The organism is Streptomyces sp. NBC_01506 (assembly GCF_045040295.1).
GTDB lineage: Bacteria > Actinomycetota > Actinomycetes > Streptomycetales > Streptomycetaceae > Streptomyces.
The window spans coordinates 8,450,772-8,475,293 of sequence record NZ_CP109422.1 but is presented as its reverse complement, the minus strand read 5'-3'; the positions used below and the strand labels follow the sequence as shown (position 1 = coordinate 8,475,293).

Genomic DNA, 24,522 nt, shown 5'->3' with positions numbered 1-24,522 from the left:
CCCTCCGCTGTCGGCCGGACCGTCCGACCGTACGGTCCCCCAAACTGCCCGGCTGTTCAGGTTAACCGCGTACGGGACACCGCCCGGCACCGGGCCGGGCGCCTCGGACGGGCGCGCGGGCGCGCGGCGTTGCAGGATGGCCGCATGCTGCTGGCCACGCTCGCCCATGTGTCACAGGAGGTCGCCGCGACGTCCGCGCGGTCCCGCAAGATCGCCCTGCTGGCCGAGCTGTTCCGCGCGGCCGAGCCGGCCGACGTACCGGTCGTCATCCCGTGGCTGGCGGGCCGGCTGCCCCAGGGACGGATCGGTGTCGGCCGGCACGCGCTCAAGGACCCCGCGCCGCCGGCCGAAACGGCCACGCTGACCGTCCGCGAGGCGGACGGCGTGATCACCGCCATCGCCGCCGTCACCGGTCCCGGCTCGCAGACCGAGCGCCGACGACTGGTCCAGGAGCTGCTGGGCGCGGCGACCGGGGAGGAGCAGCGGTTCCTGATCGCCCTGCTGTTCGGTGAGGTCCGCCAGGGCGCGCTGGACGCCGTCGCCGGGGAAGCGCTCGCGCAGGCGACGCAGGCTCCGCCCGCCGCCGTCCGGCGGGCCGTGATGCTGGCGGGGTCCCTCCAGAGCGTCGCCGAGCGGCTGCTGGCCGACGGTCCCGACGCGCTCGCCGAGTTCCGGCTGACCGTGGGCCGCCCCGTACTGCCGATGCTCGCGCAGACGGCGGGGAGCGTCGCCGAGGCAGTGGCACGGCTCGCGCCGTGCGCCGTGGAGGAGAAGCTGGACGGGATCCGTGTCCAGGTCCACCGCACGGGTGAGGTCGTACGGGTCTACACCCGCACCCTCGACGACATCACCGACCGGCTGCCCGAGGTGACGGCCGCCGCGCTGGCGCTGGACGGTGACCGTTTCATCCTGGACGGCGAGGTCATCGCCCTGGACGCGGACGGCAGGCCCCGCGCGTTCCAGGAGGTGGCGGGGCGGGTCGGCTCCCGTACCGATGTCGGCGCGGCTGCCGCCTCCGTACCGCTGTCGCCGGTCTTCTTCGATGTGCTCGCCGCGGCAGGCGACGACCTGCTCGACCTGTCGTATGCGGAGCGCCGTACGACGCTGGACCGACTGGTCCCGGAACGGATGCGGGTCCGGCGGGTGGTGGTCGCGGCATCTGCCGGGGACGCGGAGGTGGCGGAGACGGAGGCGTTCTGGCGCGCCACGCTGGACCGGGGCCACGAAGGCGTCGTGATCAAGGCGCTCGACACCCCGTACAGCGCGGGCCGGCGCGGCGCCGGATGGGTGAAGGTCAAACCGGTCCACACGCTGGATCTCGTGGTGCTGGCGGCCGAGTGGGGCCACGGCAGACGTACGGGCCGGCTGTCCAATCTGCATCTGGGCGCCCGCCGGCCGGACGGTTCGTTCGTGATGCTCGGCAAGACCTTCAAGGGCCTCACGGACGCGATGCTGGAGTGGCAGACGGAGCGTCTTCGGGAGCTGGCCGAGGACGACGACGGTTTCACCGTGCGCGTGCGTCCGGAGCTGGTGGTGGAGATCGCCTACGACGGGCTCCAGCGCTCGTCCCGCTACCCGGCGGGGGTGACGCTGCGGTTCGCGCGGGTGCTGCGCCACCGCGAGGACAAGCCGGCGTCGCAGGCGGACACGCTGGAGACGGTGCTCGGGAACCACAGCCCGTCCGCCGATTGAGGACGCGGCGGCGCGCCCGCCCTGTCACGCCGTGAGGTCCCTGGCCACCATCGCGGCCTGTACGCGGTTCGAGACGCCCAACTCCGTGCGGATCCGGCTCACATGGGCCTTCACCGTCGCCTCGCGCACCTGGAGCAGGTCCCCGATGTCCGCGTTGGTCATGCCGTCGGCGAGCGCCGCCAGCACTTGGCGCTCTCTCGGTGTGAGCCGTACCGCCGCCGCCCGCGCGGCCCGGGTGCGCGCCGCGTCGGGACGGTGGAAGCGGCTGATGACGGTGCGGGCGACGGTCGGCGAGACCGGCTCGGACGAAACGGCAGTCGTCCGTCCGACCGGTGGTCAGTTCGCCGTGCGGTGCCGCCACCCGCTCGCCGACGCCGACGCCGACCAGACCAGACCAGACCGTAACCGCGCGGCGCGCCGGGTGAAGTGGGCTGCGGCGGGCAGCCGTTGGCGGTGCGGATCTCCACCTGGAAGCGCGAACGCCGTACGGACACCGTGAGGTCGACCGCTCGCCGGGCGCGTGTTTACGGGCGTTGGTCGGGACCTCCTGGACGATGCGGTGCACGGCCGGCCGTACGGCGGCGGGCGGCGCCGTCAGCTCACCGGCCGCGTCCACCTCTCGATCGCCTACTCCCCCGCCCCTCGCTCCACGACCGTGGCCAGGACGGACGGCAGCGGATACCAGTCCGCCGACACGATGCTCGCGTGCCGCCCCGCCAGCAGCGAGACGCGGTCGCGCGCCTGTGCCTCCGTGGGATTCGTGCCGTCGATGGCGGGCGCCACCGCGTGCGCGTCCGTCATGACGACCAGGTAGTGCCGCTGGTCGTACCAGGCGGTGTCGAAGCCCTCGGCGGCGTACGTGGACGCGCTGCCGTCGAAGACGACGAACCACGGCCGGATCGTGGCGTCCGCGTAGCGGGTACGGGGATCTCCGGCGGCGGCGCCGAGCACGGCGGGGAAGGCCGCGGCGTCGCCGAGCCGGCCGGCGGCGGCGAGGTCCCGCAGATGGGTGGCGTACTCCCGGTCGGTCCACAAGGTGTCGAGCGGGTTCTGCTGCTCGACGGTGCCGGGGATCAACTCGAAGACGAACTTGCCCGCGAGCGCCGAACGCGCCGGCCAGCCGCGCTCCCGCACGGCGCTGTCGAGGTTCGCGCTGCCGCCCACGAGGTCGGCGGGGCGGTAGAGCGCGTCGGCGAGCGTGGAGCCGAGGAGCGCGTCGAGCTGAGCGGGGCCGCGTCCGCCCTTGCCCTGGAAGCCGTCCTTCAGCTCCACCTTGACGAGGATGGGCCGGTGGCCGGGGTTGGCGTCGTGCCATGCCTTCATGTCCGCGAGACAGCCGGGCAGCCCCTGGTCGCGCGCCTTGGTGCGCAGTTCACCGGCGTTGGCGGCGTTCACGCAATTGCTGTTGCTGCCCAGCGGGTTGCTGTGCGAGACGCGCCACGACGCGCCGAACACATTGGTCCACACGTCGAGTTCGAGCATTCCGGCGCCGGAGTCCAGCGCGTCGGCGAGATACGGGTAGGCCGTCTTCTCGTACGCGTTGTGGACCCCGACTCCGGTGGAAGAGGAGTACGGCAGTTGCTCATCGGCGACGGCGCTACTCGTCGAGCTCACCGCCCCCACCAGGGCCAACGCCCCGGCCGCGCCCGCCGCCACTGTCGTACGCATGAGTCTTCCCATGTTCCCGGCCTTCCCGTCATACGAGTGAAGTGACTGAAGTGACGGGAACAGTAGGCCAGTTGAGTGACGTACGGGAGGACGGAGGCTTACGTGACCCGGCACTGTTCGCAGTACGGCGCGAACAGACGCACCGGTGGCCGATATCCACGATTCCGGACGCCGTCCCTACGACGACGGGGGCCGGGGCGGCGGCGCGGCCTGACGCCCCATCAACTCGGCCAGTCCCCGGCGGGTGGCGGCCAGTACGACACGGTCCTGGGCGCGCAGCACATAGCCGGGGTGCAGATCCCAGACCAGCCCGGCGGTCCGGTCCTCGTCGTGGTCGCGCCGGGTGTCCGCGAGGTCGGGCAGCCGGTCCCCCGGCGCCGCCGTGTCCAGCGCGATGATCCGCCAGGCGCCCGGCCTGAACACCTCGGCCACCGTGCGCCCTTCGAGCCTTCGGTGGCCCGCCACGTCGATGGCCGCGACCAGCAGCACATTGCGCTCGACCGGGATCGCGCCCAGGATCTGACGCCCCATCATGGCGATGGCGAAGGCCGGCGCGGCGAGCGTGGAGACGCTGCGGCTGCGGGTGAGGGCCCGGGGGTGGGCGGCGCGCAGCGTCCGGTAGACGGCGGTGGCGAACTCGTCGTCGTACAGCCGCAGGGCGACCCGCAGGTCCGGTTTGACGGACCGCGCGTACAGGGCGGCTTCGAGGTTGGTGACGTCGATGCTGGTGAGCGCGAGCAGGGCGTGCGCCCGGTGCACCTTGGCGGCCTCCAGGACCCCTTCCTGCGTCACGTCACCGACCACCGTCGGCACCCGCAGGCTCCGTGCGAGGGCGATGCCCCGTGCCTCGGGGTCCTCCTCCACGCACACCACCGGTATGTCGAGTTCACGCAGCCGTACGAGGACCCTGCTGCCGATCTTGCCGAGGCCGAGCAGCACGATGTGGCCGGACAGACCACGGGGCGGCCTGCGCAGGGCCGACGCGTTGCGGAATGTGCCGAGCCCTTCGAGTACGGCGGCCAGCAGGACCGGCAGCAGCAGCAACCCGGCCAGCCCCGACAGGAGTTGGATCACCTGGCGGTCCAGGTCCTCGCCGGTGGCGGGGTCTCCGATGGCGAACAGGTCGAGCAGCACGATGTATGTCGCGTGCAGCGGGTGGTCGTCGGTGGTGATCGCGGAGGCGACGGCCAGGGCCAGTACGGCGACGGCGATCCCCGCGAACGACCAGCGCAGCCGCCGGGAGAACAGCGAACCGAGCGGGGCGCCGCGCCCCGTGGTCCGGCGGCGGGACAGCGGCTCGCCCTCGTGGGAGACGGCCTCCAGGACCACGGTGCCCCGTCCGGTGGCCGCCGCCGTACTGGCGTCGTCGGGCAGCAGCCGGGGGCCGTCCTGGCCGCTGCTGTCCGAACCCTCCGCGCCCGCCGGGTCGTTGGTGGTCGAGGACAGCAGGGCGAGGGTGCACAGTCCGGGGTCGGCGACCTCGCCGGGCCCCGGCGGGTTGCGCTCCACGGCCCGCAGCATCAGTCCGTCCGCCCGGACGATCTTGCTGGTGCCGGCCACGGCGGTGGCCGCCAGCGCGGGAGCGGCGGTGTCGGCGTCGGAGAGCACGGTGGTGGACGCGTCGAGCGCGGCGACGTCCAGGCCGGGGACGGCGACGGCCGCCGCCTGGTCGAGCAGGTCTTCGAGATGCTGGCCGAGTTTGCGGTTGTAGAGCCGGATGACGAGGCGCAGTTGGGGGTTGAGGCGCCGGGCGGCGAGAGCCGTTCGGATGTTGACCTCGTCGTCGTCGTGGACGAGCGCGAGCGCCGCCGCTTCGGCCACTCCCGCTTCCGCGAGGACGTCGGTGTCGAGTTCGGCGGCCTCGATGAGCCGTGGGAGTCCGGGGTCGCCGGGCCGGCTGTCGGGGCCGCCGGTGGCGGGGCCGTACGTCCGGGCCATGACCGCCGACATCCGGCCGATGAGGGCGGAGGCCCTGCCGCGGCCGGTGAGCGGCGCGGGGTCCCTGCGTTCCGCGCGCACGGGCGGGACGACGAGGGTGACCTGTTCCCCGTAGACGTCACGCAGTTCACCGGCCAGCCGGTGGCCGAGCGCGTCGTCGCCACAGACGATCATGTGGCCGGGCTGCGAGCCGTGGTGTATCTGGTGCGGAAGTTGCGGCGGTGACGTCACAGGCCCAGTGTGCCGAACAGGACGGCGGGAAAGGCACGTTCCGCCCGGTGAGTGTGCGCCGGTCACCAGAACCTGACGATCTGTCAGCGTCGGACCGCCCGCAGAACCACGAACTTCGGATCGCTCGCCATGACGTCGCAATTGCCGAACAGCCGCCGCAGCTTGGTGTGGTACCCGAGATGCCTGTTGCCCACGACCCACAGCTCCCCGCCCGGCCGCAGCGCCTCCCGTGATCCGGTGAACATCCGCCAGGACGTCGCGTCGGTGGTCGCCTGATGGCTGTGGAACGGCGGATTGTTCAGCACGAGATCGGCCGACCCGGCCGCCACGGTGGCCAGGCTGTCGCCGACGACGAACTCCGCCGGACTGTCCGTCCCGACGTTCTTGCGGAAGGTCGCCTCGGCGGACGCAACGGCCGAGAAGGACTCGTCGATGAAGGTCAGCCGGGCCTCCGCGTTGGCCACCGCGACGGCCGTGCCGACGACACCGTTCCCGCAGCCGAGGTCGACCACATGCTCGGGACCGCGCCGCGCGGGCAGATTGCGCAGGAAGAACCTCGTACCGATGTCGAGGCGTTCCGCGCAGAAGATCCCGGCGTGGTTGACGACGGTCAGGCCCGAGCCGGTGCCGGCGCCTTCGGGCACGGTGTACGAGATCGGCCAGGGCCCGGCCGCCGCGCGGGAGCGGGCGCGGGCGCGTTCGGCGGACGGTGCGCAGAAGATCAGACGCGCCTTCTTCACGGCGAGCGAGGTCCGCGTCGGGCCGAGGATCTGTTCGAAGAGTTTCAGGGTGGAGGTGTGGATCTCGGTGACCTTGCCGGTGCCGACCACGACGGTCCCCGGGTGCACGGCGGGCGCCAGCCGGTGCAGTTGGTCCTCCAGGAGGGACAGGCTCTTGGGCACCCGGACCAGCAGGACGTCGATCCGCTCGGGCGGGGTGTCCCGCGCCGACAGCAGCCGTACGGCGTCGGTGTCGAAGCCGTTGCGCAGCAGGTTGGCGTGGGTCGCGCGCTGTGCGAGATACGAGTCGGTGATCTGTACGGGGCGGTGCGGGGCGAGCGCGGTGGCGAGCGCGCCCCACCGGTCGCCGACGACGGCCACGTGGCCGGACAGATCGACGGTCCCGGCGTCAGCACCGGCGCCGTCGGCGGCCTCGGCCTCGGCCTCGGCGAGATGCCGCAGCAGATACTCGTCTGCCGCGTCCCAGGCCCGCAGTGTGTCGCGGGGCTGCTCGGGAAAGCGGGCAAGGTCGAGATCGCCCCAGGGCGTCGTCAAACGGTTCATCGTCCACTCAGGCTAACCGAACGGCCGGTCCGCTCCCTCGGGCGCATGGGTCTGTCCGGCCCGCTGAGCTGCCGCTCAGCCGTCCCCGCCGTCCCCGCCGTCCCCGCCGTCCCCGCCGTCCGCACGGTCCCGATCCTGACCCCGGTCCCGGCCTGGGCCCTCGCCCCGGTCCGCATCGCGGTCGCCCTCGTTGTCGCGTGTCTGTTCCCTGGCCATCTCGCGGGCCCGCTGGAGCGCGGCCCTGGCCTGCCGCACGGTCAGTACGGCGGCGAACTCCGACCGCGCGATGTCGAGGACGACGTCGGCGTCGGCCGGCGGCTCCGGGTGGTTGCGCAGGGCGATATCGGCGGCGGCGAGCGCGAGGATGTCCTCGTCGGGCGACGCGCCCGGCTGGGACATGGTCCGCATGACCTGATGCCAGAGCCCGCTCATGCTGTCACGCTCCCTCGTCCGCGCGGCCGGCACCGTCTCCCGCTTCCGCGGGGTCGCCGATCGTGGCGAGCACCTGCCGGACGGCCTCATCCGCCACGGCCTCCCGGGGCAGCGTCCCCCCGCCACGGGCCCAGTGCGCGACCAGCTCGTTGATGGCGCCGATCAGGGCGACGACCGCCAGGGTGTAATCGCGCGGCACCGCCTCGCCCAGCCCCACGGCGCGGTCCGCCTCACCCAACAGGAAGTCCGCCCACAGGCCGCGCCAGACCACCCGGTGCTCCTCCACCGCGCGGTGCACACCGATCACCTCGACAAAGGCGACCTGCGTGGACGCGAGATCGGCGGTCACCGCGCCGATGTACGCGCGCACCATCGCGGTGATCTTCGTCCGGGTGTCCGCCGTACCGATCGCGGGATCGCCGAGGACCGCGAGGACCGCCTCCATGCCGGCCCGCGCGACCTGGTTGTGCAGCGCGATCAGCAGCGCTTCGCGCCCCTCGAACTCCTGGTAGAACGCGCGGATCGACACCCGCGCCGTGGCGCAGATCCGTTCGATCGAGGTGCCCACATAACCGCGTGTCGTGAAGAGATCGGTCGCTGTCGTCAGCAGCCGTTCACGGCGCTGCGCCTTACGCGCGTACCCGCTGCCGAATTCCGTCCCATGGGCACCACCCGCCCCATTGATGTTGTCCGTGTCGCCCGTGCCGCTTGCGGGATCACCTGTCGGTTCCATCCGCTCTCCCCGAATTACGCCATGCCCGAATCACGCCATGCGCCCATGGCGGAGTCACCGGTAAGAGTGCTTACCGAGCATGGCACGCACCGCCCGCCCGCCGGCCGGGTTTCGGGGAATTGCCGGGGGTCGTACGGCGGAACCCGGCGTAACCCGAGTGGCGGCAGCGACGGGTCCCCGGCGTGCGCTGACAATTCATCACTTCTAGCGTCGGGATCACCGTGTGGCGCGATCGGCGTTTCCCCGCCGAGGCGCCTCCGGCGTTCGCGGACGATCACGTGATGATCAGGAGTGGGAGATCCGATGCGCAGGATAGGTACGGCCTCGGCGGCGATCGCGGGCGCCGCGGCTCTCGTTCTCGGGGCGGGGTGGCCCGCGTTCGCGGGCGACGAGGCCGAATTCGACTACAGCGTCTCCCCCGAGGCGATCGAACCCGGCGGTGAGGTGGAGATCCGGACCACCGGCTGCCAGGTGCCCACCGTGACCGTCTCGTCCGGGGTGTTCGAAACCGTCACCCTCAACGAGGGCGAGGCGAAGTCGGCCAGGATCTTCGAGGACGTGAAGCCCGAGGCCGAGTACGAGATCACCTTCGACTGCGACGGTGTGATCCGCTCGGTACCGCTGATGATCAAACCCGGCGGACCCGGCAAGCCCAGTGAGCCCGGTAAGCCCGGCAAGCCGGAACGACCGACCGAGCCCGGCAAGCCTCCGGGGCCGTGGGAGCCACCCCGGCCCGAGCATCCGGAGCAGCGACCGCACGAGCCCCAGCGGCACGAGGACACCGCACACAAGGGTGTGAAGGCCGGTATCGGCGGCAGCACCGACGGCGGGCCGAACACGGCGGGGCTGGCGGTCGGGGCGGCGGTCATCGCCGTCGCGGTCGGCGGCGGCGTCCGACTCGTCCGCCGGCGCTCGGTGAACGGCTCCTGACCACGCCCCCGCCGATGCCCCCACCGATGTCCCAGCCCCAGTCCCTCCCCATGTCCCCGCCCGTGGGTCCGGCCGCGTCTCGCCGCGCGGCCGGACCGACGGGCCCATCCCCGGCGCCGGACGGTGCGTGATGACGGAAACGGAAAGGCTCCGGGCCTCCCGGTGGTCGACGGTCGTACTGCTCCTGCTCGTCGGCATCTTCGTGGTGCGGATCAGCGGCGAGGGGCAGCTCGTGCTCCCACCCCAGCCCGCCGGCGCCGGTCCCGCCGTGCCCGACACCGGGTCGGACTCCCGAACCGACTCCCGAACGGACAGCGGGACGCGGGCGGACGCCGTCCCGATCCCCCACCCGGCCGGAACGGCGGCGAAGGCCGCGCCTCCGCTGCCCGGCTCCACCGCGACCCGGATCCGCATCCCCTCCGTACACGTCGACGCGCCGCTGACGCGGGTGTCGCTGGACGCGGAGGGCTGGATCGACGCGCCGCCGGCCGGCCGGCCCGAACTGGCGGGCCACTTCCGGGGTTCGGTGACCCCCGGCGAGCAGGGCACCTCGGTGATCGTCGGCCATGTCGACACCGGTGAAGGCCCCGCCGTCTTCTACGACTTGGGCCGGCTCGCCAAGGACAGCCGCGTCGAGGTGACGCGCGCCGACGGCGCCACGGCCGTGTTCACCGTCTACGGCGTCGAGTCCTTCGCCAAGGACGATTTCCCGGCCAAGAGCGTCTATCGCGCTACGGGGGCGCCGGAACTGCGTCTGATCACCTGTGGCGGGGCGTTCACCGAGAAGACCGGGTATCAGGGCAACGTCGTCGCGTTCGCCCGGCTCACCGAGACCCGCAAGGCGGCCTGACCGGCGACCGCGGCAAATCCTGTTGCGGCACCGGCGGTGCCCCGCTGAAGTGGGCGGATGGACATTGAAGCAGTACGCGCGCTGTTCGACCGCCAGATGCGCGAAGAGGCCCCGGCCGACGATCCCGGAGCCGTGGTCGAACGGGTCGGCGCCGTGGTCCGCCAGACGGTCACCAACACCGGCACCGGCACCGCCACCAGCCCCGGACCCGGCGCGGAGTCGGACGGCGGCTGGAACGGCGTCCTGTGGTCGGACCTGGACGCGGACTCGGCGGATGCCGCGATCGCCGGGCAGATCCGTCATTTCAGCTCCCTGGGCCTGGAGTTCGAGTGGAAGGTCTACTCCCACGACGCACCCCACGACCTCCCCCGACGGCTGGCGGCGGCCGGGTTCACGCCCGAGCCTCCCGAGACGCTGATGATCGCCGAGGCCGCCGGCCTGCCGCACGAGGTGACGCTGCCCGAGGGGGTGCGGCTGGTCGCGGTGACCGACGCGGCGGGCGTGGAGCTGATGGCCGATGTCCACGAGCAGGCTTTCGGTACGGACCGTGCCCACATCCGGGCACTGCTGCTGGCCCAGCTCGCCGCCGCTCCGGGAAGCGTCACGGCGGGTGTCGCCATGGCCGGGGACGTGCCCGTGAGCGCGGCGCGGATGGACCTGCCGACCGGCACACAGTTCGCGGGCCTGTGGGGCGGCGGCACCGTCCCCGCCTGGCGCGGGCGGGGTCTGTACCGCGCGCTGGTCGCCTTCCGTACGCGCCTGGCCGTCGAACGGGGCTACCGCTACATGCAGGTCGACGCGTCGAGCCTAAGCCGCCCGATCCTGCGCCGACTGGGCTTCGAGGAGCTGAGCACGACCACCCCGTACGTCTACACGCCCTGAAGGCGACGTCAGACGTCCCGGCGGCGCAGCGTCCCGACCCCCGCGAGGAGCAGCGCCGCCGTGCAGCCGGTGACCAGCCAGAGCGACGGCCAGGGCCCCAGGCTCCCCACCGTCTCGGCCGTCGCGTCCGAGGTCTGCGTCAGCTTCTCCAGCGCGGCGGTCGGCGACAGTCCCGCGATCCAGCGCCGCGCGTCCCCGAAAAGCGGACCGAACAGGGACGGCAGGAGCAGCAGCCCGATGACGGTGGTGACGGCCCCGGCCGAGTGCCGTACGAGCGTGCCGACCGCCAGGCCCAGCAGCGCGGCGACGGCGAAGGAGCCCGCGATCCCGAAGAGGGCCGGCAGTGGCTCACCCGTCGCGTACCGGTCGGGGAGCAGCGCGTCGCCGACGACGAGGGCGAGCGCGCAGGAGAGCAGGGCGGTCACGTACATCACGACGGCGACGAGGGTCGCCTTGGCGGCCATGACCGTGCCCCGGCGCGGGTTGGCGGCGAAGGTCGTACGGATGGTGCCGCTGCCGTACTCGCCGGTGACGGTCATCGCGCCGACGACTGCCGCGAGCATCTGCGCGACGACGGCCAGGGTGAGGCTGCCGCCGATGACCGTGTCGTCGTCCTGGAGGCTTCCGGTCGCCGCGACGAACACCGCCCCGGCGACGGGCACGACGGCGGTCGCGAGTGTCGTCCACACCGTGGAACGCACGCTCCGGAACTTGATCCACTCGGCGGCCAGGGCCTGCCGGAATCCGGCCCGCCCCCTGCTCGTGGCCCCCGTGCTCGTGTCCCTCGTACTCGTGTCGCCCGTCATCGGACCGCCTCCGACGCTCGCGCCACGGCCCCGCCCGCGCGGTACTCCGCCGAGTCCCCGGCCAGCGCCGTGTAGACCTCTTCCAACGTCGAGTGCGCCGGGGTGAGTTCGTGGACGGCGAGCGCGTGGTCGCGCGCCAGGTCGCCGATGGCGCTCGCCGTCGCGTCGGCGCCCTCCACCCGCCAGCCACCGCCGGGGTCGAGCCGTACGTCCCATCCCCTGGTCTCCAGCAGCGCCCGCAGCTTCTCGGGTTCCGGCGAGCGTACGAGCGTGTGGGCCCGGGAGTTGGTGCGGATGAAGTCGCGCATCGTGGTGTCGGCGATGAGCCTGCCGCGGCCGATCACGATGAGATGGTCGGCGGTCAGCTCCATCTCGCTCATCAGATGGCTGGACAGGAAGACCGTACGGCCTTGCGCGGCAAGGGACTTCATCAGCCCGCGGATCCAGCGGATGCCTTCGGTGTCCAGGCCGTTGACGGGTTCGTCGAGGATCAGCACCTCCGGATCGCCGAGCAGCGCGGCGGCGATGCCGAGCCGCTGGCCCATGCCGAGCGAGAAGCCCTTGGCGCGGGTGCGGGCGGTGTCGGCGGGCAGACCGACGAGGTCGAGGACGTCGTCCACGCGGCGGCCGGCGATGCCGTTGCTCGCCGCGAGCGCGGCGAGGTGCCGGCGGGCGGAACGGCCGCCGTGCACGCCCTTGGCGTCCAGGAGCGAGCCGACGGTCCGCAGCGGCGCGGGGAGTTCCGCGTAGCGCCTGCCGCCGACGGTGACGCGGCCGGAGGTCGGGGCGTCGAGCCCGAGGATCAGGCGCATGGTGGTGGACTTGCCGGCCCCGTTCGGGCCGAGGAAGCCGGTCACCCTGCCGGGCCGGACGGTGAACGACAGGTGGTCGACGGCGTTCTTGCCGCCGTATCGCTTGGTGAGTTCCGTTGCTTCGATCATGCCCCCGACGCTAGGCAGCGGGGCGTCGGCGGACATCCGCCGGCGGGAGTCGGCCGCTACTCCGCCCGGAGTAGCGCGGCGCCATGGGGTCGTCGTGTCTGCAAGCCAGTGTCGGCTGATGACTCCGTCGGCGCGTGCGTTCGCAAGGCGGAAAGTCGCCCGCGTACTGGACTCACCCGGGCGACTGACGACAACGTGAGGCGTACCTCCCGTGCCCGCCCGGGGGGCTACCGGGGAGAGCGGGCGTCCGGACGCCACGCGCCGGGCGGGATGTGTCGGACACGACCTGGCACCGCCGTCAGCGCTCCCCCGCCCGCACCAGACCGGTCTCGTACGCGAGGACGACGAGCTGCGCCCTGTCGCGCGCCCCGAGTTTGGTCATGGCCCGGCTGACATGGGTCTTCGCCGTCAGCGGGCTCATGATCAGCTCCGTTCCGATCTCGGCGTTGGTGAGCCCGGCGGCGACCAGCGCCATCACCTGCCGCTCCCGGTCGGTGAGTTGGTCCAGTCGCTCCGCGCCCAGCGCCTCGGGCGCCCTGAGTCTGACGAACTCCTCGACGACGGAGCGGGTGACGGCCGGCGCCAGCAGGCTCTGTCCGGCGGCGACGGTACGGATCGCCGCCCGCAGCTCGTCCGGCTCGATGTCCTTGAGCAGAAAGCCCGCGGCGCCGCAGCGCAGCGCGTCGAAGATGTACGAGTCGACCTGGTACGTGGTGAGCATGACGACCCGGACCTGGTCGAGGGCGCGGTCGGCGGCGATACGGCGGGTGGCCTCGATGCCGTCGATGCCCGGCATCCGGATGTCCATGAGGACGACGTCCGGCCGGGTGGTACGCACCGCCTCCACCGCCCTGGTCCCGTCCGCGGCCTCGGCGACCACCACGAGATCGTCCGTCAGATCGAGCAGGGCGCGGAAGCCCGCCCGTACGACGGTCTGGTCGTCGGCCAGCACCACGCGCACGGTCATGGCCGCACCTCCGGCCGGTCGGCGCGCGGCCCGGCCGGGACCCAGGCGCGGACGAGGAAGCCGCCGCCCGGCACCGGGCCGTACTCGACGCCGCCGCCGGCCGCCGCCGCGCGCTCGCGCATGCCGAGCAGCCCGAACCCGCCGCCGGGCCCGGCCCGTTCACGGTCCGCTCCCCCGGTGCGCCCTGCCCCTGCGGCCTTCCCGTCGTCCACGATCTCCACCGTCAGCCGGTCGTCGTGGCGCACGACGGAGACCGCCGCGCGCCGGGCACCCGAGTGCCGGAGAATGTTGGTCAGGGCCTCCTGCACGATGCGGTGGACGGCGAGTTCGGCCATCGGCGGCAGCCCGTCCAGTTCCCCCTCCTGCCGCATCACCAGCTCGACGCCGCTGCCCTCGAACGGTTCGGCCAGTTCGCCGAGCCGGTCGATCCCGGGCAGCGGGGCCGTCGGCTCCTCGTCACGCTCGCGCAGCACCGTGACCGTCGCCCGCAGCTCACGGACCGCTTCCCGGCCCGATTCACGCACCTGCCGCATCGCCTTCCTCGACACCTCGGGCCGTACGTCGAGCGCGTCCAGCGCCACGCCCGCCTGCACGGTCATCGCCGTCACGGTGTGGGCGACGATGTCGTGCAGTTCGCGGGCGATACGTACGCGCTCCTCGCGCACCCGTCGCGCCGCCTCCCGCTCGCGGTCCTCCTCCGCGCGGGCGGCCCTGGCCTGGTACGCGTGCAGCAACTCCCGCCGCGTACGGACCACTTCACCCAGCAGCAGGGGTACGAGCGGCCAGACCATCTCCAGGACGGGCAGGCCCTGCGGATTGACCACGTCATGGCCCACCCGCAGCGCCACGGCACCCGAGACGGCGGCGGCGACCACCCCGGTCCGCACCGTGCGCCGCCGGTCGCCGACGACCGCCACGGTGTAGAGCGCCACGATCACCGGCAGATTCAGCAGCTCACCGATGTGCCCGTACAGCGCCCAGCCCGCGCAGGCGGCGCCCGTGATCAGGGCGACGGCCACCGGTTCGCGGCGCCGGAACACCAGCGCGAGCAGCGAGACGGCGAGCAGCAGCCAGGTGAGCCCGTCGGCCTGCCGGTAGTCGGGGTCGTTCACGGCGGCGTCGGAGGCGGTGAACAGGCCGACACCCGCCACCACCAGCAGATCGGCGGTGAGCGGCGGCAGCTTTCCGGCGCGGGCCCGCAGGCGCTCGAAGGTCATCACCCGGTTCACGCCGTTCACGCTAGGTGGAACTGCCGGGGTGCGTATACGCCACCGGGAGTAGCCACCGGGTGAAGAACCGGAGAATATTCCCCGATCGGGATCCGGAAGCGGATCCGGAAATTTTCTCCGGCGGTCGGAGCGATTTTCCGGTGCGCCACCCGGGATCGCCAAGACGTCCCGTACTCGTTCGCATGCACCGTGCTACTGTAGACATCAGTTGCAGTTGTGGTTCCCGAAGACTTCAAGTGCTCTCGCCGACTTTATGTGTCGGTGGGCGCGCTTTTGTATTTCCGGTGCTTTTCTCCGGACGGGGTAATCATCTAAGGCGACGCGGGGTTCGCACAGTGCGAGCCCCCGGGCAGCATTGCCCTGAAGGAGATCAAAATGGCTAGTGGCACCGTCAAGTGGTTCAACGCGGAAAAGGGTTTCGGCTTCATCGAGCAGGACGGCGGCGGCGCTGACGTCTTCGCCCACTACTCGAACATCGCCGCCCAGGGCTTCCGTGAGCTGCAGGAGGGCCAGAAGGTGAACTTCGACGTCACGCAGGGCCAGAAGGGCCCGCAGGCGGAGAACATCGTTCCCGCCTGACGCTGAGGCGTAAGACGTAGCTGGGGCCCGCACCTTGCGATGCGGGTCCCGGCTACGTTGCTTTTTCTCCGGGGCCCGCCCGGTGCGCGTGACACCTTCGAGTGTGGCGCGGGACCAGGTTTCTCCTCGCTGTCCTGACGGCCGGCCGACAAATCTCCACCGATGTCGGCCCCGCACCGGACTGCCGGACCCCATGTACCGAGGCGACCTGGTCGCCTACGCTCGGTCGATTCCGAGCATTTCCACGTGCCGGTTCCGGCGTTTCACGTCCCGGCGCGGCTCTGTTTTTGTTTTCCCCCGGCTCGTTCTTGCGATTCTTTGCGCGGTCATTCTGCCCAAGAGTTCCTCGATACGTGCCGCATCGAGAGAGGTTCAGCATGAACCGCACGCCTCGCACGAACGACCGTTACTCACGTACCCGCTCCGGTGGCGCAGGTGGCTCCGGCGGTGGCGGCAGCCGCTTCCGTCCGCAGTCCGGCGGCTCGGGCCGCTCGGGTGGTTCCTCCGGCCGGTCCGGCGGCGGCTACGGCCGTCGTCCCGCCGCCGTGCACGGCGAGTTCGCCCTGCCGGTCACCATCACGCCCGCCCTGCCCGCCGTGGCGACCTTCGCCGAGCTGGACATGCCGTCGCCGGTGATGACGACGCTCACCGGTCTCGGCATGAGCGAGCCGTTCCCGATCCAGGCGGCGACGCTGCCGAACTCGCTCGCGGGCCGCGATGTCCTCGGGCGCGGTCGCACCGGCTCGGGCAAGACCCTCGCCTTCGGCCTGGCGCTGCTCGTACGCACCGCCGGACAGCGCGCCCAGCCGAAGCAGCCGCTGGCGCTCGTTCTCGTACCCACCCGTGAGCTGGCGCAGCAGGTCACCGACGCGCTCACCCCCTACGCCCGTTCGCTGAAGCTGCGGCTCACCACCGTCGTCGGCGGTATGTCGATCGGCCGGCAGGCCGGGGCGCTGCGTGGCGGCGCCGAGGTCGTCGTGGCGACGCCCGGACGGCTCAAGGACCTGATCGAGCGCGGTGACTGCCGGCTGGACCGGGTCGCCATCACCGTCCTGGACGAGGCCGACCAGATGGCCGACATGGGCTTCATGCCGCAGGTCACCGAACTGCTCGACCAGGTACGGCCCGAGGGCCAGCGGATGCTGTTCTCGGCGACGCTGGACCGCAATGTCGACCTGTTGGTCCGCCGCTATCTGAACGACCCGGTGGTCCACTCCGTCGACGCCGCCGTCGGCACGGTCACCACCATGGAGCACCACGTGCTGCATGTGCAGAACGCCGACAAGTACGCGACGACCACGGAGATCGCGGCGCGCGACGGCCGGGTGCTGATGTTCCTGGACACCAAGCACGCCGTCGACCGGCTGACCGAGCACCTGCTGAACAGTGGCGTACGCGCCGCCGCGCTGCACGGTGGCAAGTCGCAGCCGCAGCGCACCCGGACGCTCGCCCGGTTCAAGACGGGTCATGTGACGGTGCTCGTGGCGACGAACGTCGCGGCGCGCGGTATCCACATCGACAATCTCGACCTCGTCGTGAACGTCGACCCGCCGAGCGACCACAAGGACTATCTGCACCGGGGCGGGCGCACCGCGCGCGCCGGCGAGTCCGGCAGCGTCGTCACGCTCGTCCTGCCCAACCAGCGCCGCGACATGACGCGGCTGATGGCCGACGCGGGGATCGTGCCGCAGGTCGCGCAGGTGCGTTCCGGTGAGGCGGAGCTGAGCCGGATCACCGGGGCGCAGGCGCCCTCGGGGGTGCCGGTGGTCATCTCCGCGCCCGTGTCGGAGCGCTCGAAGGGCGGTTCGGGCAGCCGTGGCCGCAGCCGTCCGGCGCAGGGCCGCAGGTCGTCGGGGTCGGGCGCCGGGCAGGGCCGCTCGGGCGCCGCGCGGCAGTCGTCGTCGCGGAGCTGGTCCGCGTAGTCCCCGGGTGAGATACGCAGAGGGCCCCGTCACCGGTCGGTGACGGGGCCCTCTGCGTATGTCGTGTCCGCGCGATTCGCTCAGTTCTGCGCGGGGGTGCCGAGCATCGCCGACGCCGTCTCCAGCGGGCTGGGCTCCACCACCGGGGCGGGGACGGGGACGCTGCGGCAGGTGAAGCCGAGACGTGTCAGGGCGCGGGTCACCTCGGAGGAGGAGAAGTCACGGCGGTCCTGGCGCGTGATCACTTCGCCGACCTGCTTCACCGGGTACGTACGGCGGCTGATGACAACGGACTCGCCCGTGATCGGCTCGGGCTTGATGCCCTTCATCGCAAGCTGCACCTCGCTCTTGACCAGTTCGAAGGGGAAGCGGGCGATGACGCAGCGCATAGTGCCTCGGCAGGGAGAAGGGGGAGATGCGGAGTCTCCAGCATCCCACATGAAACCCCGGCCCGGAAGCGAAACCTCCCCCGCCCGACCGGGTAAATGTTCGCGGAGCATAAGTGTCGCCCGGAATCCGATTCGCGGAAAAGACCGTGGGAATCGCCGGTCGGTGGGTGAATCCGGCGGGTAGATCCGGGCGGTGATCGTCGTCCGGGTGGTGATCGGGACGGAAAACCGGGCAGGTCACAGGGTGAGGCGTGAAGCCACACCCCGTACCGCGAGAGCCGTCAACGCCAGGAGTTCGTATGACCGCGTACGTCATCACCGTCCCGGGCACTTTCCTGCGCGAGCTGGACGCGGACTCCCGCGCGGCACTGCTGCGCGGGCTGCGGCCCGCGGACCCGCAGCACACCGCTCTGGGTGAGGCCGAGGACCTGGACATCCTGACGGTCAACGAGGGCGGCACCTTCAGCATCCGGCTGGAGATCGAGGCGGAGAACAAGCGGGGCGCCGAGGCGGAGGCGAAGCGGGTGGCGGGCGCCGCGCTCGACGAGGCGGGCTTCTCGCCGCGGGAGGCGCCGCTGGGGTCGGCGTTCGTGACGGGCATCGACAGCTCGTACTGACACCGGGGCTCGTGGCCTTGGCCGGTGTGGCCGCCGTACGCCCGCCGGTTCGTCCTCAGGCGGCGGACGGGCCGAGTTCCGCGACGATGTCGTCGTCCAGTGCGGCCCGTATCAGCGCGGCGGCCAGGGCGGCGGGGCCCGCGTCCCCGGCCAGTCGGGCGAGCGCCGCCGTGTCGGTGCCGAGGCCCAGGCGTTCGGCGCCGCGCAGTGCCTTGGTGTCGAAGTAGGGCGCCAACTCGGGCCAGACGGCCTGCGCCTCGCGCAGGAAGATGTCCGCGCCGACGGGGCCGATCCCGGGCAGGTCCTGGAGCAGATGGCGCAGCACGATCACATCGCCGTCGGCCTCGGCGCGCATCCGGCGCGGGTCGCCGTGCCACCGCCGGAGCAACAGCTCGGCGCCGTCGCCGAGTCGGGTGGCGGTGCTCTCGTCGTAACGGCGGTAACCGCCCCGCCCGAGGGCGTCGACGCGCTGCTGCCAGGTCGCGGCGGCCATCCGGCGCGGGCTGCGCAGGCCCGCCTCATCGAGGGCGCGCGCCGTGGCGACGGCGACGCCGGCCCGGATGGGGGCGCTCAACAGCAGGGCGAGGACCAGTAGTTGGTAGAGGGGCTGCGGGGTGTCGCGCAGCCGGATGCCCGCTTCCCCGGCGTAGGTACCGCCATGGGTGCGGAGCAGGGACTCCACGACAGCGCGCCGGTTCATCGGAATCGCAGGGGGGTCGTCCGGGCGCCGCGCGGCGGGCCCGTGTTGGTACGGCCCACCGGTCGCGGGGTCCCGTAGGCGCGGCGCCGGGCGGAGCGGCGCAGGGCTTCCGCGCGTGCCCTGGCGATATCGGCGCGGGCGTTGGCGATACGGATCTGCTCGGCGTGGGGCCCTTCGGCGTGGGCGTCGTCCTCGGCCTCGGCGTCGGAGACCGGCTGCCGGGCGTCCTCGCCCCCCGGCTGTGTCCGGGAGTCCTCCGCGGGGGCCTCCGCCTCCCCCTCGGAGGATTCCGGCCGTGGCGCCTGGAGATGTGGCAGCAGGATCTCTTCCATGCGCCCGAGCGCCACCATGACGAACAGCATCAGCGCCGGAAACACCAGGGATATCAGTACGGTCGGCAGCAGCCCCATAACCCAGTCCCTTTCTCTTCCCGGCCTGAGCAGCGCCGGATTGAGCGGTGCCGGCCACGAACGCGCCGACCTGAGATGTGCGTGGAACACGCGGGCATGTCGTTCACGGGGCCGTGCGTCGTTCACGTATGCCGGGCGGGAACCGCGTCTGTTGGAGTTCTCACTGACGTGCCTGATTCGCACTCCCGACGAAGCCTATGGGCTCCGGGCGGACCTCGCTCGTCGGCTCCCGTACGGCCGAATCCAAGTTGACAGACGGCGTGAGCCGTGCGATCAGCCGGCGCTGAGCGGCTGTTCCGTCCAGATGACCTTGCCCTGGGCGCCGTAGCGGGTGCCCCAGCGCTCGGCGACCTGGGCGACGAGGAAGAGGCCGCGGCCCCCCTCGTCGGTGCCGGCCGCCTGGCGCAGATGCGGCGAGGTGCTGCTGTGGTCGGAGACCTCGCAGATCAGGCTGCGGTCACGGATCAGCCGTACCCGGATGGGGCCGGAGGCGTAGCGGATCGCGTTGGTGACCAGTTCGCTGAGGATCAGCTCGGTGGTGAACGCCTCCTCGACCAGGCCCCACTGCGTCAGCTTGCGTGTGACGTCGGCGCGTAGCCGGCCCACCGCCGCCGGGTCGGCGGGGATCTCCCAGTCGGCGACGTGCGCGCCGTCCAGTACGCGTGTGCGCGCCACCAGAAGGGCGGTGTCGTCGCGCGGGTGCTCGGGCAGCAGGGCCTGGAGAACCGCGTCGCACGCCTGCTCAGGCGTGCGGTCGGCCTGGGCGGCGAGGGTACGGCGCAGCAGGTCCAGGCCCACATCGATGTCCTGGTGCCGGTCCTCGACGAGCCCGTCGGTGTACATCGCCAGCCGGCTGTTCTCCGGCAGATGGACCTCAAGGGTCTCGAAGGGCAGTCCGCCGAGCCCCAGCGGCGGGCCGCCGGGGACGTCGGCGAACACCGCCGTGCCGTCGTCGTGGATGATGACGGGCTGGAGATGGCCCGCCCGCGCCATGGTGCAGTTCCCGGACACCGGGTCGTAGATCGCGTACAGGCAGGTGGCGCCGGTGACGGCGGCGTCGACTCCGTCGACGGCCTCGTCCAGGTCGATACGGGCCACCAGCTCGTCCAGGTGGAACAGCAGCTCGTCGGGCGGCAGGTCCAGGGTGGAGAAGTTGTGGACGGCGGTGCGCAGCCGGCCCATGGTGGCGGCGGCGTGCAGACCGTGGCCGACGACGTCGCCGACGACGAGCGCCACGCGGGCGCCGGGCAGCGGGATGATGTCGAACCAGTCGCCGCCTACGCCGCCGAGCCCGCCGAGTCCGGCCTGGGCGGGCAGATACCGGTAGGCGACGTCGATGGCGTTCTGGTCGGGCAGGCCGCGCGGGAGCAGGCTGCGCTGGAGCGTGACGGCCATGGTGTGCTCGCGCGCGTAGCGGCGGGCGTTGTCGACGCTGACGGCCGCCCTGGCGACCATCTCCTCGGCGACGGACAGGTCTTCGCCCTCGAACGCCTCGGACCGCGTGGACCGCCAGAAGCTGGCGAGGCCGAGGATCACCCCCCGCGCCTGCATCGGAACGATGATCATCGAGTGGAAGCCCTGCTCGACCATCATCCTGGCGCGTTCGGGGTTCTGCTTGTGCCAGCCGGAGAGCGCGGTGAGATCCGCGACCAGGATCGGCTCGCCGGTCCTGATGGCTTCGCTCACCGGAGTGGACTGTACGAAGTGGATCAGCTCACCGATCGGGTAGAGCAGGGTGTCCTCGTGCCGGCCGCTGAAAGCGGTCCGGCGCATCTCCGTCACCACCGTGGTCGGTTCCTCGCCCCGCAGGACGGCCTCGGCCACGTCGACGGTCGCGAAGTCGGCGAAGTGGGCGGCGGCGAACTCGGTCAGCTCCTCGCAGGTGCGGACGACGTCCAGGGTCGTACCGATCTCCGTACCGGCCTCGTACAGCAGCCGCAGCCGCCCGCGGGCCACGTCGGCCTTTCCGGTGAGCGCCTGGAGCTCGGTGGTGTCACGCAGGGTGGTCACGCTGCCGGGCGGGCCGCCGTCCTGGTCCGTGGGCCGCTGGCTGACGGCGAGCAGCCGCTCCCCGACCGGATGGATTTCGTCGGTCGCCGTCCGGCCGGACGCCAGCAGCTTCGCGATGCCCGGGACCAGCCCCAGGTCCTCGAACGAGCGGCCCTCCACGTCCGTCGGCAGGTCGAGCAGTCTGCGGGCCTCGTCGTTGGCGAGGAGCAGTCTGCCGTCGCCGTCGGCGATGAGCACCCCTTCGCGTACGGCGTGCAGGACCGCGTCGTGGTGCTCGTACATCCGGGTCATCTCGGTGGGCCCGAGCCCGTGTGTCTGGCGGCGCAGCCGCCTGCTCACCAGGGCCGTACCGCCCATGGTCAGCAGCAGCACGCCGCCCGCGGCGCCGAACAGGAGCGGGAACTCCTCCTCCGCGACCGCGCTCACGCGTTTGATGGTGATGCCGGCGGAGACCGCGCCGACCACCTTGCCGGTCGCGTCGGTGATGGGGACGACCGCCTGGATGAGGGGGCCGATGGTGCCGGTGATCTTCTCGGTCACGACACGCCCTTGCAGGGCGGGCTTGAGATCGCCGACGAACTTCTTGCCGACCCGGTTGGGAATCGTGTGGGTGTAGCGGATTCCCTTGGTGTTGATGACGACGATGAAGTCCACGCCGGAGCGTTCCCTGGCCAGCTCGGCCGGTCTGCGCAGGACTTCGGCGGGATTGGGGTTCTTGAGCGCGGCCTGGATGCCCGGCGAGTTCGCGAAGGTCTCGGCGACGGCGACGGAGCGGTTGCGGGCCTCGCGCTCGCTGTCGGCCCGGCCCTGGAGTACGAGCGCGACGGAAGCGGCGGCGACGATCAGTACGACGATCGCCACCTGAAGGAGAAAGACCTGGCCCGCGACTGTTCTCATCTTCAGAACCGAGCGCCGGCGGCCGTCGCGTCCGGCCATGATCCCTTTGTACACCTCTGCCTGAGGGTGGGCGAGCCGCGAGCGCGGGTGCGCGGTCTTGACCCCGCACGTCGCCGGATGAACCATTCTGCGGGTCCGGGAGTGATGTGGAGTGACGTGCATATCGGACCGGTGCGGCCGGTCCGCAGAGCTTGGGGGTTCATCCGTGTCCCGTCGGTCCGTCCTCGCCACCGCGCTCGCCGTGGGCGCGTTGCTGCTGACCTGTCTGCCCAGCGCCGCCGCGGAGCGGCCAGGCGACGACGAGCGGCTCACCATCGGCACGCTGTCGACCCGGCCCGACGTGGTGACCGGCGGTGACGTCCTGGTGCGCGTAGGGGTCCCGGGGCGCTTCGACCCCGACGACGTACGGATCACCCGCGACGGTACGGACGTGACGGACGCGTTCACCGCCGACGGTTCCGCGCCCGGCACCCTGACCGGTCTGGTGACATCCCTGCGTACGGGCGGTAACCGGCTCGTCGCGACCGTCCCCGGCCGGCCCGGCTCACGGGCGGCGCTCCAGGTGCGCGACCATCCCTCGACCGGTCCTGTCATCAGCGGTCCGCACGAGCGGCCCTTCGTGTGCGGTACGCGGTCGTTCAAGCTGGTCGACGGCTCCACGCTGGGGGCGCCGCTGGACGAGGACTGCTCGATCGCGACCCGGGTCGACCACGCGTACCGCTCCACGGACGGGACCGTGAAACCCCTGGCCGATCCGGCGAGCCGGCCGGCGGACCTCGCCACGACCACCACGAGCACCGGCGCGCGCGTGCCCTTCCTCATCCGTATCGAGACCGGCACGCTCAACCGGGGCGTCTACCAGATCTCCATGCTGGCCGACCCCGCCGCGCCCGAGCCGACGCGTGCGCGGCCCTCCGAGGGGTGGAACGGCCGGCTCATGTACACCTTCGGCGGCGGCTGCCGGGGCGGCTGGTACACCCAGGGCGCGGACACCGGTGGCGTACTGGACACCGAGATGCTGGGGCGCGGGTACGCCGTGGCCTCCTCGTCCCTCAACGTCTTCGGCAACAACTGCAACGACCTGCTGGCGTCCGAGACCACGATGATGGTCAAGGAGCACTTCGTGGAGCGTTACGGCGTCCCCCGCTTCACCATCGGCTGGGGCTGCTCAGGCGGCTCGTACCAGAGCTATCAGACCGCCGACAACTATCCCGGTCTGCTCGACGGCATCATCGTCGGGTGCAGCTTCCCGGACGTGACGTCGGCGACCAATACCACGCTGCTGGACTCCCGGCTGCTCGACCACTACTTCACCGCGACCGCGCCGGACGAGTTCAGCGCCGAGCAGCAGACCGCGATCGCCGGATTCCGCGAGCGGGCGAGCATCCCGAACCTGAGCGACGGCGCGAAGCGTCTCGACCCGGACGCGGAGTTCCCCGCCGCGCTGCCCCAGGATCAGCGGTACGACGCGAGCGCCAACCCCGACGGGGCGCGGGGCACGGTCTTCGACCACACCGTGAACGTGTACGGAACCGACCCGCGCACCGGCGCCGCGCTGCGCCCGCTGGACAACGCCGGTGTGCAGTACGGACTCGACGCGCTGAACGAGGGGGCGATCGACAAGAAGCAGTTCATCGACCTCAACTCCCGTGTCGGGGGCATCGATCGCGACGCGGAGTTCACCGCGGAGCGGACGGCTGCCGACCGTACGGCCACCGAGGCGGCGTACGGCACGGGCCGCATCCTGTGGGGCGGCGCGGGGCTCGCCACCACACCCGTCATCGACCACCGCTCCTACACCGACGATCTGCCCGGGGGCGACATCCACATGGCGGTGCACGGGTTCTCCACCCGCGCCCGGCTGATGGCGGCGAACGGCAACGCGGACAACCAGGTGATGCTCGCGGAGGACAACCGCCACGGATTCAGTCTCAGGAGCCCCGCGCTGCGCTACGCCCTGACGGAGATGGACGCGTGGCTGACGTCGCTGACGTCGCTGACGTCGGACAGCGCCCGGAGGGACTGGACCGCGCGGGACGTCGTCACGCACAAGCCGGCCGGGCTGACCGACGCGTGCTGGACCAAGGACGCGGAGCCGCAGAAGATCGAGCAGCGGCTCGGCTACGACAATCCGGGCCGATGCGGCGCGCTCTACCCGGCGTTCCCCACACCGAGGCTGGTCGCCGGAGCCCCGCTCACCGACGACGTGATCGCGTGCCGGCGCAAGGCGGTGGATCCGGCCGACTACGCCGTGACGTTCACGGGCGGTGAACTGCGCCAGTTGCGGGCGGCGTTCCCGGACGGGGTGTGCGACTGGAGCAGGAGCGGTCAGGGGCAGCGACCGCTCACGGACACCTGGCAGTCGGTAAACCCCGCGGGTGAGAAGTGGGTTGCACGCCCGTGAGGCGGAGGGATT

The 24,522-nt window shown here is 72.0% G+C and carries 23 protein-coding genes; 9 read left to right on the top strand and 14 right to left on the bottom strand.

From position 1 onward, the window contains the following. Window positions 1-144 precede the first annotated feature (144 nt). Window positions 145-1,692 carry an ATP-dependent DNA ligase gene (locus OG329_RS38100; RefSeq protein WP_405801364.1) on the top strand — a complete coding sequence of 516 codons (1,548 nt, stop codon included), beginning with the start codon at window positions 145-147 and terminating at the stop codon, window positions 1,690-1,692. A 24-nt stretch (window positions 1,693-1,716) separates the two neighbouring features. Here the strand turns inward: OG329_RS38100 and OG329_RS38095 are convergent, their stop codons facing one another. Beyond that, window positions 1,717-1,878: a helix-turn-helix transcriptional regulator gene (locus OG329_RS38095; RefSeq protein ID WP_405801363.1), complete on the bottom strand. Its 162-nt coding sequence runs from the start codon at window positions 1,876-1,878 to the stop codon at window positions 1,717-1,719. 16 nt (window positions 1,879-1,894) lie between these two features. Here OG329_RS38095 and OG329_RS38090 point away from each other — a divergent pair, with 16 nt between their 5' ends. Beyond that, window positions 1,895-2,191 carry a hypothetical protein gene (locus OG329_RS38090; RefSeq protein ID WP_405801362.1) on the top strand — a complete coding sequence of 99 codons (297 nt, stop codon included), beginning with the start codon at window positions 1,895-1,897 and terminating at the stop codon, window positions 2,189-2,191. A gap of 128 nt (window positions 2,192-2,319) precedes the next feature. Here the strand turns inward: OG329_RS38090 and OG329_RS38085 are convergent, their stop codons facing one another. The 5 genes from OG329_RS38085 to OG329_RS38065 all read right to left on the bottom strand — a co-directional run bounded on the left by OG329_RS38085 (window position 2,320) and on the right by OG329_RS38065 (window position 7,977). Then, a complete protein-coding gene (locus OG329_RS38085) occupies window positions 2,320-3,360 on the bottom strand; it encodes a phosphatidylinositol-specific phospholipase C domain-containing protein (RefSeq protein WP_405801361.1) in 1,041 nt (346 codons plus the stop codon). 177 nt (window positions 3,361-3,537) lie between these two features. Next, entirely contained in the window at window positions 3,538-5,472 is a 1,935-nt protein-coding gene (locus tag OG329_RS38080; RefSeq protein ID WP_405802219.1) for an NAD-binding protein, read from the bottom strand. A 140-nt stretch (window positions 5,473-5,612) separates the two neighbouring features. Further along, complete coding sequence (locus OG329_RS38075) at window positions 5,613-6,812, bottom strand: methyltransferase (protein ID WP_405801359.1); 1,200 nt, start codon at window positions 6,810-6,812, stop codon at window positions 5,613-5,615. A 75-nt stretch (window positions 6,813-6,887) separates the two neighbouring features. Next, complete coding sequence (locus OG329_RS38070; RefSeq protein ID WP_405801358.1) at window positions 6,888-7,244, bottom strand: hypothetical protein; 357 nt, start codon at window positions 7,242-7,244, stop codon at window positions 6,888-6,890. A 4-nt stretch (window positions 7,245-7,248) separates the two neighbouring features. Continuing rightward, complete coding sequence (locus tag OG329_RS38065; protein WP_405801357.1) at window positions 7,249-7,977, bottom strand: TetR/AcrR family transcriptional regulator; 729 nt, start codon at window positions 7,975-7,977, stop codon at window positions 7,249-7,251. 303 nt (window positions 7,978-8,280) lie between these two features. Between OG329_RS38065 and OG329_RS38060 the strand changes: the two genes are divergently transcribed. The 3 genes from OG329_RS38060 to OG329_RS38050 all read left to right on the top strand — a co-directional run bounded on the left by OG329_RS38060 (window position 8,281) and on the right by OG329_RS38050 (window position 10,639). Further along, window positions 8,281-8,907: a hypothetical protein gene (locus tag OG329_RS38060; protein WP_405801356.1), complete on the top strand. Its 627-nt coding sequence runs from the start codon at window positions 8,281-8,283 to the stop codon at window positions 8,905-8,907. A 130-nt stretch (window positions 8,908-9,037) separates the two neighbouring features. Next, window positions 9,038-9,757 (top strand): class F sortase, encoded by a 720-nt coding sequence (locus tag OG329_RS38055; RefSeq protein WP_405801354.1) that lies wholly within the window; start codon window positions 9,038-9,040, stop codon window positions 9,755-9,757. 57 nt (window positions 9,758-9,814) lie between these two features. Further along, window positions 9,815-10,639 (top strand): GNAT family N-acetyltransferase, encoded by an 825-nt coding sequence (locus OG329_RS38050; RefSeq protein ID WP_405801353.1) that lies wholly within the window; start codon window positions 9,815-9,817, stop codon window positions 10,637-10,639. 8 nt (window positions 10,640-10,647) lie between these two features. Here OG329_RS38050 and OG329_RS38045 read toward each other — a convergent pair whose 3' ends face one another. The 4 genes from OG329_RS38045 to OG329_RS38030 all read right to left on the bottom strand — a co-directional run bounded on the left by OG329_RS38045 (window position 10,648) and on the right by OG329_RS38030 (window position 14,582). Next, window positions 10,648-11,445, bottom strand: a complete 798-nt coding sequence (locus tag OG329_RS38045; RefSeq protein ID WP_405801352.1) for an ABC transporter permease subunit — start codon at window positions 11,443-11,445, stop codon at window positions 10,648-10,650. Further along, window positions 11,442-12,386 carry an ATP-binding cassette domain-containing protein gene (locus OG329_RS38040; protein WP_405801351.1) on the bottom strand — a complete coding sequence of 315 codons (945 nt, stop codon included), beginning with the start codon at window positions 12,384-12,386 and terminating at the stop codon, window positions 11,442-11,444. Before OG329_RS38040 ends, OG329_RS38045 begins: the two co-directional genes overlap by 4 nt. 298 nt (window positions 12,387-12,684) lie before the next feature. Beyond that, complete coding sequence (locus OG329_RS38035) at window positions 12,685-13,353, bottom strand: response regulator (RefSeq protein ID WP_405801350.1); 669 nt, start codon at window positions 13,351-13,353, stop codon at window positions 12,685-12,687. Then, entirely contained in the window at window positions 13,350-14,582 is a 1,233-nt protein-coding gene (locus OG329_RS38030; protein ID WP_405801349.1) for a sensor histidine kinase, read from the bottom strand. The genes OG329_RS38035 and OG329_RS38030 overlap by 4 nt, the downstream gene beginning before the upstream one ends. A gap of 375 nt (window positions 14,583-14,957) precedes the next feature. Here OG329_RS38030 and OG329_RS38025 point away from each other — a divergent pair, with 375 nt between their 5' ends. Further along, window positions 14,958-15,161, top strand: coding sequence for a cold-shock protein (locus tag OG329_RS38025; RefSeq protein ID WP_014061102.1), 204 nt, complete (start codon window positions 14,958-14,960; stop codon window positions 15,159-15,161). Window positions 15,162-15,538: 377 nt separating this feature from the next. Then, window positions 15,539-17,083: a DEAD/DEAH box helicase gene (locus tag OG329_RS38020; protein ID WP_405801347.1), complete on the top strand. Its 1,545-nt coding sequence runs from the start codon at window positions 15,539-15,541 to the stop codon at window positions 17,081-17,083. 80 nt (window positions 17,084-17,163) lie between these two features. Here the strand turns inward: OG329_RS38020 and OG329_RS38015 are convergent, their stop codons facing one another. Further along, window positions 17,164-17,472: an SCO5918 family protein gene (locus tag OG329_RS38015; RefSeq protein ID WP_405801345.1), complete on the bottom strand. Its 309-nt coding sequence runs from the start codon at window positions 17,470-17,472 to the stop codon at window positions 17,164-17,166. Window positions 17,473-17,771: 299 nt separating this feature from the next. On the opposite strand from OG329_RS38015, the gene OG329_RS38010 reads away from it, so the two are divergent. Then, window positions 17,772-18,089 (top strand): hypothetical protein, encoded by a 318-nt coding sequence (locus tag OG329_RS38010; protein WP_405801344.1) that lies wholly within the window; start codon window positions 17,772-17,774, stop codon window positions 18,087-18,089. Between the two features lie 55 nt (window positions 18,090-18,144). On the opposite strand, the gene OG329_RS38005 is transcribed toward OG329_RS38010, so the two are convergent. The 3 genes from OG329_RS38005 to OG329_RS37995 form a co-directional block, all read right to left on the bottom strand. Beyond that, on the bottom strand, window positions 18,145-18,789 hold the full coding sequence (locus tag OG329_RS38005) for an endonuclease (protein ID WP_405801342.1): 645 nt from the start codon (window positions 18,787-18,789) through the stop codon (window positions 18,145-18,147). After that, window positions 18,786-19,199, bottom strand: a complete 414-nt coding sequence (locus OG329_RS38000) for a hypothetical protein (protein ID WP_405801341.1) — start codon at window positions 19,197-19,199, stop codon at window positions 18,786-18,788. The genes OG329_RS38005 and OG329_RS38000 overlap by 4 nt, the downstream gene beginning before the upstream one ends. A 273-nt stretch (window positions 19,200-19,472) precedes the next feature. Beyond that, complete coding sequence (locus tag OG329_RS37995; RefSeq protein WP_405801339.1) at window positions 19,473-22,145, bottom strand: SpoIIE family protein phosphatase; 2,673 nt, start codon at window positions 22,143-22,145, stop codon at window positions 19,473-19,475. A 166-nt stretch (window positions 22,146-22,311) separates the two neighbouring features. Between OG329_RS37995 and OG329_RS37990 the strand changes: the two genes are divergently transcribed. Further along, window positions 22,312-24,510 (top strand): DUF6351 family protein, encoded by a 2,199-nt coding sequence (locus tag OG329_RS37990; RefSeq protein ID WP_405801338.1) that lies wholly within the window; start codon window positions 22,312-22,314, stop codon window positions 24,508-24,510. Window positions 24,511-24,522 lie beyond the last annotated feature (12 nt).

Coding starts and splice junctions, on each gene's coding strand:
- OG329_RS38100 (WP_405801364.1), top strand. CDS start 145: ATGCTGCTGGCCACGCTCGCCCATGTGTCACAGGAGGTCGCCGCGACG.
- OG329_RS38085 (WP_405801361.1), bottom strand. CDS start 3,360: ATGCGTACGACAGTGGCGGCGGGCGCGGCCGGGGCGTTGGCCCTGGTG.
- OG329_RS38080 (WP_405802219.1), bottom strand. CDS start 5,472: ATGATCGTCTGTGGCGACGACGCGCTCGGCCACCGGCTGGCCGGTGAA.
- OG329_RS38075 (WP_405801359.1), bottom strand. CDS start 6,812: ATGAACCGTTTGACGACGCCCTGGGGCGATCTCGACCTTGCCCGCTTT.
- OG329_RS38070 (WP_405801358.1), bottom strand. CDS start 7,244: ATGAGCGGGCTCTGGCATCAGGTCATGCGGACCATGTCCCAGCCGGGC.
- OG329_RS38065 (WP_405801357.1), bottom strand. CDS start 7,977: ATGGAACCGACAGGTGATCCCGCAAGCGGCACGGGCGACACGGACAAC.
- OG329_RS38060 (WP_405801356.1), top strand. CDS start 8,281: ATGCGCAGGATAGGTACGGCCTCGGCGGCGATCGCGGGCGCCGCGGCT.
- OG329_RS38055 (WP_405801354.1), top strand. CDS start 9,038: ATGACGGAAACGGAAAGGCTCCGGGCCTCCCGGTGGTCGACGGTCGTA.
- OG329_RS38050 (WP_405801353.1), top strand. CDS start 9,815: ATGGACATTGAAGCAGTACGCGCGCTGTTCGACCGCCAGATGCGCGAA.
- OG329_RS38045 (WP_405801352.1), bottom strand. CDS start 11,445: ATGACGGGCGACACGAGTACGAGGGACACGAGCACGGGGGCCACGAGC.
- OG329_RS38040 (WP_405801351.1), bottom strand. CDS start 12,386: ATGATCGAAGCAACGGAACTCACCAAGCGATACGGCGGCAAGAACGCC.
- OG329_RS38035 (WP_405801350.1), bottom strand. CDS start 13,353: ATGACCGTGCGCGTGGTGCTGGCCGACGACCAGACCGTCGTACGGGCG.
- OG329_RS38025 (WP_014061102.1), top strand. CDS start 14,958: ATGGCTAGTGGCACCGTCAAGTGGTTCAACGCGGAAAAGGGTTTCGGC.
- OG329_RS38020 (WP_405801347.1), top strand. CDS start 15,539: ATGAACCGCACGCCTCGCACGAACGACCGTTACTCACGTACCCGCTCC.
- OG329_RS38015 (WP_405801345.1), bottom strand. CDS start 17,472: ATGCGCTGCGTCATCGCCCGCTTCCCCTTCGAACTGGTCAAGAGCGAG.
- OG329_RS38010 (WP_405801344.1), top strand. CDS start 17,772: ATGACCGCGTACGTCATCACCGTCCCGGGCACTTTCCTGCGCGAGCTG.
- OG329_RS38005 (WP_405801342.1), bottom strand. CDS start 18,789: ATGAACCGGCGCGCTGTCGTGGAGTCCCTGCTCCGCACCCATGGCGGT.
- OG329_RS38000 (WP_405801341.1), bottom strand. CDS start 19,199: ATGGGGCTGCTGCCGACCGTACTGATATCCCTGGTGTTTCCGGCGCTG.
- OG329_RS37995 (WP_405801339.1), bottom strand. CDS start 22,145: ATGGCCGGACGCGACGGCCGCCGGCGCTCGGTTCTGAAGATGAGAACA.